Source organism: uncultured Cyclobacterium sp., assembly GCF_963976465.1.
In the GTDB taxonomy this organism is placed as follows: domain Bacteria; phylum Bacteroidota; class Bacteroidia; order Cytophagales; family Cyclobacteriaceae; genus Cyclobacterium.
Genome location: NZ_CAXBOC010000153.1, coordinates 1 through 10,528, shown reverse-complemented (window position 1 = coordinate 10,528; position 10,528 = coordinate 1). Strand labels below are relative to the sequence as shown.

General features: G+C 32.7%; 11 protein-coding genes and 1 pseudogene. All 12 read left to right on the top strand.

Annotated features, from left to right (window positions below):
- Positions 1–241 (top strand): annotated as a pseudogene (locus tag AAC037_RS10400) (glycosyltransferase); the annotation flags it as partial.
- A gap of 1 nt (position 242) precedes the next feature.
- Positions 243–974, top strand: coding sequence for a GNAT family N-acetyltransferase (locus tag AAC037_RS10395; protein ID WP_339902934.1), 732 nt, complete (start codon positions 243–245; stop codon positions 972–974).
- A gap of 27 nt (positions 975–1,001) precedes the next feature.
- Entirely contained in the window at positions 1,002–1,967 is a 966-nt protein-coding gene (locus AAC037_RS10390) for a hypothetical protein (RefSeq protein ID WP_339902933.1), read from the top strand.
- A 4-nt stretch (positions 1,968–1,971) separates the two neighbouring features.
- On the top strand, positions 1,972–2,892 hold the full coding sequence (locus AAC037_RS10385; protein ID WP_339902932.1) for a hypothetical protein: 921 nt from the start codon (positions 1,972–1,974) through the stop codon (positions 2,890–2,892).
- A gap of 3 nt (positions 2,893–2,895) precedes the next feature.
- Positions 2,896–4,125, top strand: a complete 1,230-nt coding sequence (locus tag AAC037_RS10380) for a hypothetical protein (protein WP_339902931.1) — start codon at positions 2,896–2,898, stop codon at positions 4,123–4,125.
- A 15-nt stretch (positions 4,126–4,140) separates the two neighbouring features.
- Entirely contained in the window at positions 4,141–5,925 is a 1,785-nt protein-coding gene (locus AAC037_RS10375) for an ABC transporter ATP-binding protein (protein ID WP_339902930.1), read from the top strand.
- Between the two features lie 69 nt (positions 5,926–5,994).
- Positions 5,995–6,669, top strand: a complete 675-nt coding sequence (locus AAC037_RS10370) for a sulfotransferase (protein WP_339902929.1) — start codon at positions 5,995–5,997, stop codon at positions 6,667–6,669.
- A gap of 7 nt (positions 6,670–6,676) precedes the next feature.
- Positions 6,677–7,297 carry a DapH/DapD/GlmU-related protein gene (locus tag AAC037_RS10365; RefSeq protein WP_339902928.1) on the top strand — a complete coding sequence of 207 codons (621 nt, stop codon included), beginning with the start codon at positions 6,677–6,679 and terminating at the stop codon, positions 7,295–7,297.
- On the top strand, positions 7,294–8,235 hold the full coding sequence (locus tag AAC037_RS10360) for a glycosyltransferase (protein WP_339902927.1): 942 nt from the start codon (positions 7,294–7,296) through the stop codon (positions 8,233–8,235). Before AAC037_RS10365 ends, AAC037_RS10360 begins: the two co-directional genes overlap by 4 nt.
- Complete coding sequence (locus tag AAC037_RS10355) at positions 8,228–9,478, top strand: glycosyltransferase family 4 protein (protein ID WP_339902926.1); 1,251 nt, start codon at positions 8,228–8,230, stop codon at positions 9,476–9,478. The genes AAC037_RS10360 and AAC037_RS10355 overlap by 8 nt, the downstream gene beginning before the upstream one ends.
- Complete coding sequence (locus tag AAC037_RS10350; RefSeq protein ID WP_339902925.1) at positions 9,478–10,305, top strand: glycosyltransferase; 828 nt, start codon at positions 9,478–9,480, stop codon at positions 10,303–10,305. Before AAC037_RS10355 ends, AAC037_RS10350 begins: the two co-directional genes overlap by 1 nt.
- Positions 10,302–10,528 (top strand): glycosyltransferase family A protein (locus AAC037_RS10345; protein ID WP_339902924.1); only part of this gene is annotated, 227 nt, incomplete at its 3' end. The genes AAC037_RS10350 and AAC037_RS10345, both read left to right, overlap by 4 nt.

Sequence of the window (10,528 nt, the reverse complement as noted above, 5' to 3'; positions counted from 1 at the left end):
TCGTTTGACGATTAAATCAGGTTTGATTGTTGCATTAATCGGATTTTTATTTGCTTTGGTCACCTTGATACGTTATTTTTCAGGAGCCATTGTAGTGCCGGGGTATGCAAGTATAATCGTTTCCTTATGGATACTCTTTGGGCTTTTATTAACAACCATTGGTATAGTAGGGCTATATGTTGGGAAAACTTTTGAGGGGGTGAAAAATCGTCCACGCTATATTGTAGACCAAAAGACTTAAAATGATAAAGCTTTTACCTTTTGACACTTCTTTGTTTGGATACAGGGTAGGACAGCTACAGTTGGGGAGATGCCTTCCTGATTTAGAAAAAGTAAACAATCAAGCTAAAAACTTCGATTTAATTTATGTCATGGGGAAGCCAGGCCTGGTTAAATTGTGTGGATGGTCTCCCATTAGTACCAGGGTTGACTTGGTAAAAAATATCATAAAAACTGATCTGGTCCAAAGCCCAAAAGTTGATGCGGAAGTCGAAGTTTCAGAAATGATTGTTTCCGGAAATCTTTCTCAATCAGATCAGAAAGCCTTAAGGGAGTTAATCTTTTCAAGTGGACAGTGGTCCAGATTCAAGCAGGATATATTATTAGCCAATCAAGAATACGAGAAATTATACAGTACATGGTGGGAAACCATCAAGGCCGAAAAACATAAAGTTATCGTTGCCCGAATTTCCGGTAAATTGGTAGGTTTTATTACATTTAAATTACTTAGAGGTAGAGGCCATGTTGGTCTATTTGCTGTCAAAGGAAGTGAGCAGGGAAGAGGGGTAGGAAGGAAATTAATGCATGAGGCTTTGGTAATGCTTGATGGCTGTGGTTTTAGGTTATTGGGACTCTCTACCCAGAAAGCCAATAAAAGAGCCATGGATTTTTATAAAAAATTTGGTTTTCAGCCCATTAAAGAAACTTTGATTGCCCACTGGCGACCGGGATTAAAACCCCAAAATATACACTAGCTTTTGCCTGTCAAAAATTATGAAGTAATGCATTATTCTCCTGACCTTATAAAGGATTGGGGGAGGGTGCTTCAAAAGGCTACCAATGCCACCATAATGCATGAAAGAGAATTTTTAGCGTATCATCCTTCAGATAAATTTCAAGATTGCTCGGTTATATTGTATGAAAATAGTAAACCGATGGCTGTATTTGCAGCCCATAAAGAGGGAGAAATGGTCTATTCCCATCAAGGACTAAGTTACGCCGGCTTAATTCAGGTACCCTGCTCTTTTGATCAAAAACTTGAACAGTTCAAAGCCTTAATGAAATATTTTGAGGCATTAGGGGTAAGCCTTCTACAAATTAAAGAAACACCGGCTTTCTACAATTCGATTCAGGATGAAGCCATGGATTATATCATGCATCTGACAAATGCCAAAACTATACAAATGGAATTGTCATTGACGATAAACCTGCCATTAGCGGTAAAGAATAAAGGAAGGAAAGCCAATATCAAACAAGCTAGTCGACAGGATTTAAAAATAATTGAATCCAATGAGGTAAAAAGTTTTTGGGAAGCCTTGCTTCTTCCCAACCTTCAAAACAGATACCAAACAGCACCTACCCACAGTCATGAAGAAATGTCATTTTTGATGGAAAAGTTTCCGGGAAAAATTCGACAATTCAATGTTTTTAAGGATGGCTTGATGGTAGCAGGTGCCACGGTGTATTTTTCCAAAAATTGCATCCATACCCAATACCTGGCAAGCAATAGCCAAGGCAGAAAACTAAATGCATTGGATGCCTTAGTAAATTACCTAGGGAATACTTTTGCTGAAAAATACAAATTCTTGGATTTTGGTCATTCCAATGAAAATCTAGGCTTAAATATCAATAAGGGGCTTTTTAGGTGGAAAGAAAGCTTTGGAGCCAACTCCTTTGTTCATAGACATTATATGGTTCCGGTGGATGGATGGAAAAAATTGAATAAGGTCTATAAACAATCTAGTTAGCTATATGCCTAAAAGATCTTCGGTCACAGCGGAGAGGTTAAGCCAATTGACCCAAAAAAATGCCAGGTATATAATCTCCTGCAATCAAAACGATTTTGGCTGTAAAGACCATCCCAATCAAAAATGTAGGCGTGGATTTTTTTCTTTATTTCTTCAGGTTCTTTATGGGATAGGTTTTGCTCAAAAGTATGAAACGCCATACTATGTTGACTTAAGCAACTACGTGTACGCATATTCAAGCCCTCAAGATTCAAGAAAGAGAAATAATTTTTGGGAAAGCTTATTTAATCAACCTTTGTTAAAAAGTTCTGATAAACTTATTTTAAATCAGCAAATAGAAGTATTCCCCCTGCGAATTTGGGATAGAAATCACTATCGCTTTTTAAATGAGATAATGAAAAAGGGCTTAGATTTTAACGAGGTTTTGACAAAGGAAATTAATGAAATAAAAAATAGAATGTCCGAGGTTAAAACTCTAGGTGTTCACATTAGAAAAACGGATCATTTTCGAGAGTTCCCTCCAGCTGGCAATGCTAAGTTTTTTAGAAAAATTAAAAAGAAATTTTCGACCTATGACAAGATCTTTGTAGCTACGGATGATCAGCAGCTTTTGGAAAAATTGAAAAAAGAATTTTCACCTAAAATAATGGCCCATGATTTTGTCAGGTCTCAAGGAGCAATTTCCATTCATAACAATGAGACATTAAAGGATGGTCCTAGGCTAGCTAAAGAGGCTTTGCTGGACTGCATAAGCCTATCTTGCTGTAATGAGCTTATCTTATCACCTTCTAACCTGTCCTATGCAGCCTTGGTGTTTAACCCAGAGCTTAAATACAGTATTGTAGAGAGTGGAGCAGCCAAAAGAAGCCGTATAAAGACCCTCACAAGCTATCATTTAGATAGATTAGGCCTAAGAAAATGGTAGGGGATGATTGAAATTTATCCTGAATTAGCGACTGATAATAACCTGTGTCCCCGTTGCAAGGACAGAAATAAGTCCGGGGCAGCGCTATATTTTCAGGGGATGCATGTTTTGGGAAAATACGCTTGTGAGGGCTGTCATTTAGATTACTACGCTGGTTTGCCTTCAGGACATATGTCCCATTTTCCGGTTTCATTTTCTAGCAATGGTCGACATCAATTATTTGATCAAAAAAAAGCCGCATGGTTGGCCGAACCTTTGATTGATTCCATGAAAGAAAAGCCGGGTGAAGAAGTAGCTTTGAATGTTTTTAATAAAAAATCAGGAGAAGAATTGCTATTGATCAATTGCCTGGACAGTTGTTTTGGACATGTATTCACCAAAGTTTGGAATGTCTATAAGGAGATAGAAAGGAACCCAAGTAGAACCATTGCAGTAATGATTCCTGAGCAATGCAGATGGTTATTGCCAAAAAATGAGGTGGAGATATGGTCGATTGACTTACCCTTGAAACAATTTTCGGATAGGGTTGGGGGTTTGGATACTTGGGTGAGAAATCAATTTCGGAGATTTAAAAAGGTTTTGCTTCACCCTGCATTTATACATTTAGACCATCAGCAGATGGATTTTGAGAAAATCCTGGGAGTGAAACCTTTTGATTTGGAGGAATTTGATCAAGCTGTGCCACAAGTAACATTTATTTGGAGAGAAGACAGGTTCTGGTTGGCCAATCGACTCCTGAACTGGCTATATATGTTTTCAAAAAAATTCAAGCAGGAGAAAATTTTTAAGCCATTGTTTTTATGGAGACAAAAGACATTAATTAACCGTCTGGTCAAGGTTGTTAATAAAAGGTTTTCTGAAGTAAATTTTACTGTAACCGGGTTAGGTAAAACTACTACTTTTCTGAGCCACATAAAGGATGAGAGAGTTACTTCGATCAATTGGGAAGTAGAGAAAAGATGGAATAAGATTTTCAGTAAAAGTCAGGTGGTCATCGCTGTGCATGGCTCCCATATGCTAATACCCTCCGCATTAGCTGCAGGCTTTGTAGAAATCTTACCAAAGCATAAAATAGACCATATCACAGAAGATATTTGCCGGACACATACCGGCAGGTTGGGTCATTTTTTGGGGAGGTTTATTGATGACAAAGTAGGGTCTGAATTGATAGCAGCTCATGTTTTGAGTATGCTATTAAGATTTCCATTTTTAAGAAATAATACGAATCAATAAAACCAATTTTTACATTTGAAACGATTTATTCAAAAATATTTTTATTATTTCTCTTATTTTTATAAGATAGCAAGAGCTAGACTGGTTATTGCATTTGGCTTAAGTATGTTGGTAGCCTTAATGGACGGGTTGGGTTTGACCATGTTTTTGCCTTTATTGGAGACGGCTGACGGTGGGAGTACCAACGGCCAGAGCATGGGTAAATTTGTATTTATTATAGACATAATTCAAAATTATGGAATCCCTCTGACTGTTTCAGTAGTTTTAATTTTAATGGGTTTGTTTTTTACACTGAAGGGAGTCCTTAAATTTTTTGAGCAATACTACAGTATTTTGCTACGCAGGTTTTTTATCAAGCGAATGAGGTTGTCAATTGTAGATTTGTTTGACCGTTATGCTTTCAAAAATTTTGTCAGGCAGGATTCGGGAAGAATTCAAAATACTGCCACAATTGAAATCGAAAGAATTGTGGTGGCTTTTAATAGTTATATGTATGTATTGCAGGCCTTTGCTATGATTTTTATTTATGTTGGTATGGCCTTTAGCGTAAATGTAAGATTTTCCCTTTTTGTATTAATAGGAGGGGGAATGTCTAATTTTCTCTATGCCTCGATTTTTAAAAGAACCAAAAAACATTCTGTAGATATATCAAAAAGCAACCAGTATTTTCAAAGCTTGTTGCTACAAAAGATTAATTATTTTAAATATCTTAAAGCAAGTGGTTTGCTCAGGGATTATGGTGATAAATTAAGGAGACAAATTGAAAAGGTTGAATTTCATTACAGAAAACTAGGATTATTGTCTTCAATTATTACTGCTATAAGAGAGCCTATAATCATTCTAATTATTGTAGGAGTAATATTAGTTGAAATTAATGTGTACGGAGGTAATATACCAGGAATTATTTTAAGTTTATTGTTTTTTTACCGGTCCCTCACTTATCTTTTAGCTTTACAATCGTACTGGAATTCTGTTATTGCTAATTATGGTTCATTGGAGAACTTAAAATCCTTTACAGAAGAATTGAAAAATGGTAAAGAAGTGCAGGGGACTGTAAAAATCGATGGTATTCAAGAGCACATGTTTTTGAATAATATAAGGTTTGGCTATGGATCACATGTAATACTTCATCAATTAACCCTTACCATAATGCGCAACCAAGTATTGGCAATAGTTGGGGAAAGTGGGTCAGGAAAATCTACATTAATGAATATTTTGGCTGGATTATATTTGCCTGATTCAGGATCCCTGACCATTGATGGGGTAGATATGGTGACTATTGATAGGAATCATTACCAAAAATATGTAGGCTACATAACTCAAGAGCCGGTAATATTTGATGATAGTATTTTTAATAATGTTAGTTTTTGGGATAAGGATACTACGGATAACAGGGAAAAGTGCAGGGAAGCATTAAGAAAAGCGGCAGTATTGGATTTCGTTGAAGGGCTTGAAGAGGGTGAAGACAGCAGATTAGGCAATAATGGCATCATGGTCAGTGGGGGGCAAAAACAAAGAATTTCCATTGCAAGGGAATTGTACAAAGGCATTAATTTATTGTTGATGGATGAAGCTACTTCAGCACTTGACTCTGAAACAGAAATGGATATTCAGGAAAATATCGAGAGGTTGCGGGGAGAAGTTACCATTGTAATTATAGCTCACCGCCTAAGTACCATAAGGAATGCGGACCAGATTTTTCTATTAAAACAGGGTCAAATAGCATCCTCTGGAAAATTTAATGAACTTGAATCAAAATCCATCGATTTTAGGAAAATGGTAAGCCTTCAGGGAGTTTGATTTTTTTTGCAAAAATGAAGATGTCTACAAAAAGACCGCTCTTTATCAAATGCATAAAAAGGATATTGAATGAAAAGATATAAAATTAAATTAGCATCTGCTATCAACCGAATTAAGGTCTTCGGGAAACCTAAGATTTTTTGTATAGGTTTTAACAAAACCGGTACTACATCTTTGAAGCATCTATTCATTGATTTGGGATTTGTTTTAGGTGAACAAAGAGCTGCAGAATTACTTTTACAAGAATTAACTAAAGGAGAGTATCGGGGGCTGGTCAGTTATACCAAGAATGCCCAGTTTTTTCAAGATTACCCATTCAGTGCTCCCGGATTATATAAGGTACTTGATAAGCTTTACCCCGATGCAAGGTTTATTTTAACCGAAAGAAATTCCCCCGAAGAATGGTACAATTCTTTGGTCAGGTTTCATTCGCAGAAATTTAATGATGGAAAGTTTCCTACCATAAAGTCATTAAAAGAAAGCCAATATGTATATAAAGGATGGATTTGGGAGTTTTTATGCAAGGTGTATAACTTTGAAGAGAACGGAAAATTATATGATAAGGAAAAACTCATTAATCTTTATGTCAATCACAACTCGTCAGTAAAACATCATTTTAAAGACAAGGAAAATAAATTGCTCACTCTCAATTTACAAGAAGAGACAGGCATAAGAGATTTCAACAATTTTTTTAGGTTTGAACATCCAATTGAAAAGTTTCCTTGGGAAAATAAATCTAAATAACAATATTATGGTAATAGCAGGTGCAGGAAGTCACGCAATGGAAGTATTGGATGTACTGATTTCTAATAAAGTGAATGAAGGCGTCAAATTTTTCGATAACGTATCTTCAGCAAGTATTTTTCAATCAGCCTATCCTATATTAAAGTCCAATGAGGAATTGGCAGAGGCTTTTAAGGTGGATGCCAGATTTATGCTTGGTGTAGGAGAGTGTGAGGTGAGGAAGTTTATGTATGAGTTATTTGTTTCTTTAGGAGGAGAACATGTAGGTATCCGAACCAATTCAGCTATAGTCAGCACTTATTCCCCATCAGTTGCCTCTGATGTTTTTCATCATTCTTTTATAGGGGCAAATGTGGAGTTAGGTTTAGGTACACTTATCAATACCGGAAGTTTTATTCATCATGGGGCTAGCGTAGGAAGGTTTTCTACAATTAGCCCAGGCGTCCAGGTATTGGGAAAAGCCAGCGTGGGAGATTTAAGTTTTATTGGGGCCGGTGCAATTTTATTGCCTGGGGTTAAAGTAGGAAACAATGCAAAAGTAGCTGCTGGAGCTGTAGTTACTGTTGATGTACCTGATAAAGCAACCTGTATTGGTGTGCCAGCAAAAATTAAATCAGTAAATAAGTGAAAACAGAAATAACTAAAAAAAATCTACCCCTTGTCAGTGTTTGCATGATTACTTATAACCATGCAGCTTATATTGAAAGTGCTGTTGACGGAATTATTAAGCAAAATTATAGAGGCCCCATAGAGCTTATTATTGTTAATGATAATTCACCTGATGATACTAATAAAATTGTTCATGAAATATTAAAAAAAAATCACAATAATGTAAAAATAAGATATTATAATAATAAAGAGAATTTAGGTGTAATGAATAATTTCTATTTTGCTTTAAGTTTGTGCAGAGGAAAATATATAGCGTTATGTGAAGGGGATGATTTTTGGACTGACGATGAAAAGTTATCAATACAAATAGCAGTTTTAGAGAATAATGCAAGTTGTTCATTTTCCTTTCATAAATCATGTAAAGTTAAAAATAATGATGAACATACTATTTATTCAATTTTTCCGGTTAAAAATAAATCTGGAGTTGTAAAAGCAAAAGAATTTTTTCGCATGGGAGGGAAAGCTACTTCATCAATTGTGTTTAGAAATTTATTCACATATAATATAATAAAAATAAATCATAGTCATGGTGATTTTTTGCTTTATTTAATGTTTTATGAAATTGGTAATGGGTTTTATGTAAACAGAATTATGAGCACCTATAGAGGTCATATTTTAGGTATATCATTTGGGAAAGGATCTCTAAGATATCAGAAAAAAAGAATTGAAGAATTAGATTTAGAAACATTATTGTTTAAAAATAAAGTTGTAATAAAAGAAATTAAATATCAAATAGTATATCATGCGTTCTATATGTTGCTCCAAAATAGAAAGAAATTACAACGCAATGATTTTATGAAATATTTTAGTATTTTTATTAAATCAACTGGCTTTTTTAGCGTATTTCTTACTTTTTTTAGAAAATGGATTTTATTGAAATCATTGTTATATGAATAAAAAAATTGCTTTTATTGTAAATGAATTTCCTGCTATATCAGAGACATTTGTACTAAATCAAATAATTCTATGTATTCATGAGGGTTTTGATGTTACCATTGTTACAAGGTCTAAGGGTGATTTAAATAGGATACAATTTCAAGTAAAGGATTATTCTTTATTAGAGAAAACTATATTTATACCACCAGTTCCTAAAAATATAATTCAAAGATTTGGATTTATTTTAAAATCATACTATAGAATAAAATCTTTTGACTATTATTGTAATTCATTAAAGTTGTTTAATTTTGTAAAGTTTGGTTATCATTCTTTAACATTATATATTCAGTATAATTTTATATACTTATATATGATTAAAGATGTAGATATTATTCATGCTCATTTTGGTCATTCTGGTAAATTTATAAATTTGTATAAAAGGCTTAGGTTGTTTAAAGATATACCAGTAATTGTTTCTTTTCATGGTGTGGATTTATCTCCAAATAACTTAAATATTTATAAGAAACAGTATAAGAGTATTTTCAATCATTCTTCACATTTTATAGTAAATAATAGTTATAGTCAATTTCTACTTCGACAAATTAATTCATCTATTCATCAACCAGTATCTATTTTACCAGTTGGGGTAGATGTTTCTTTTTTTCGACCAAATAAAAAAAATAAAAGTGAAAATTCAAGTGTTAATATAATTTTTTGTGGTAGGCTCATTTCTTTAAAAGGTCCTATATATGCACTTCAAATTTTTTCAAAAATATTAAATAAAACCAATGTTCCGCTTAGCTTGACAATCATAGGTGCTGGAAGTCTATTACAAGAGGTTGAAGAATTTATTAAGTATAAAGGTATTTCAAAGTTTGTTACATTAGTTGGTAGTATTTCACATGATGAAATAGTTAAATATTATAAGGAAGCTGATATTTTCATTTATACTGGAATTTCTGATCCATTGACTTCAAGACAAGAAGTGCAAGGCTTAGTTATTCAAGAAGCTCAGTCTATGGAGCTTCCAGTAGTATGTTTTGATGTAGGAGGTGTTAAGTATGGATTAATTCATCAATTAACGGGCTTTTTGGTTGAAGAAAAAAATATAGGTAAATTTAATGAAGTATTATTAAAACTTATCAATAATAATGAATTGAGGAAAGAAATGGGTAAGAGTGCTCGTAAATTTATAGTTGAAAATTTTAATCAAAGTAAATTAAATAATGAATTACTTCGAATTTATTTTAAATATATTAGTTAATGTCTTTTAAACATTTTTTATTAACAAGGTTTAATGTAGCATTTATAGAACGGTGTAACGCTAAGAAAATAGACCCTGATGTTTGGTTAAAAAATAGGCTAGAATTGTTTTTTAAAACGTGTGTTCCATCAGTTTGTAATCAAGAAAATAAAAATTTTTCTTGGATTATTTATTTAGATTATAGAACTGATATTAATTATATAAGGCAAATTGAATCTAAAATATCATCAATAAATCACCATTTAATTCTTTTAAATGGTGATTTTGATATACTTTCTGGGAAAGTTGTTTTAGATATAAAATTGTTGATGGATCATCATGTAAGTCATATAATTACATCCAGGATAGATTCTGATGATTTAATATCAAAAAAATTTACTAATAATATTCAATCATTATTTGATTATCAGGATTATTTACCTGTTAATTATGATAAAGGCTATCTATATCATAATAGTAAATATGTTCTAGGTGTTGTTTCCCATAAATGTAATCCTTTTATAAGTTTAATTGAAAAAATAGATTCAAATTTTTATTTTAAGACCGTATGGTATAAGAAACATACTGATTATTATTATGATAAAAGTACTATCAATATAAATAATACTGATAGAATGTGGTGTATGATTATTCATAATAATAATGTAAGTTCTGGTTTTTTTGCTATTCCTCTTTTATTTAAAGAGGTTTCGTTGAATGATAGTTTTGGTTATAAATTTCAAAAATTTCCGACTAAAAATAGTATTATTTTATTATTGTTATTTTATTTTAAAAGAAAAATAAAAATGAAGTTACTAGCCTTAAAGTTTTATATTAATAAATTATGATTTTTTCAATCGTAATTCCGGTTTATAATGATTTTGATAGATTGAAGTTGACTTTAAACGGGTTAAATAATCAAAATTTTGATGTTTCTCTATTTGAAGTTATTATAGTTAATAATAATTCCACTGTACCTTGTCCAGAATTCATAGGTCTATTTCCTAGTATGAATATTAAAATAATTAATGAATATAATATTGGATCTTATGCTGCTAGAAATTCTGGTAT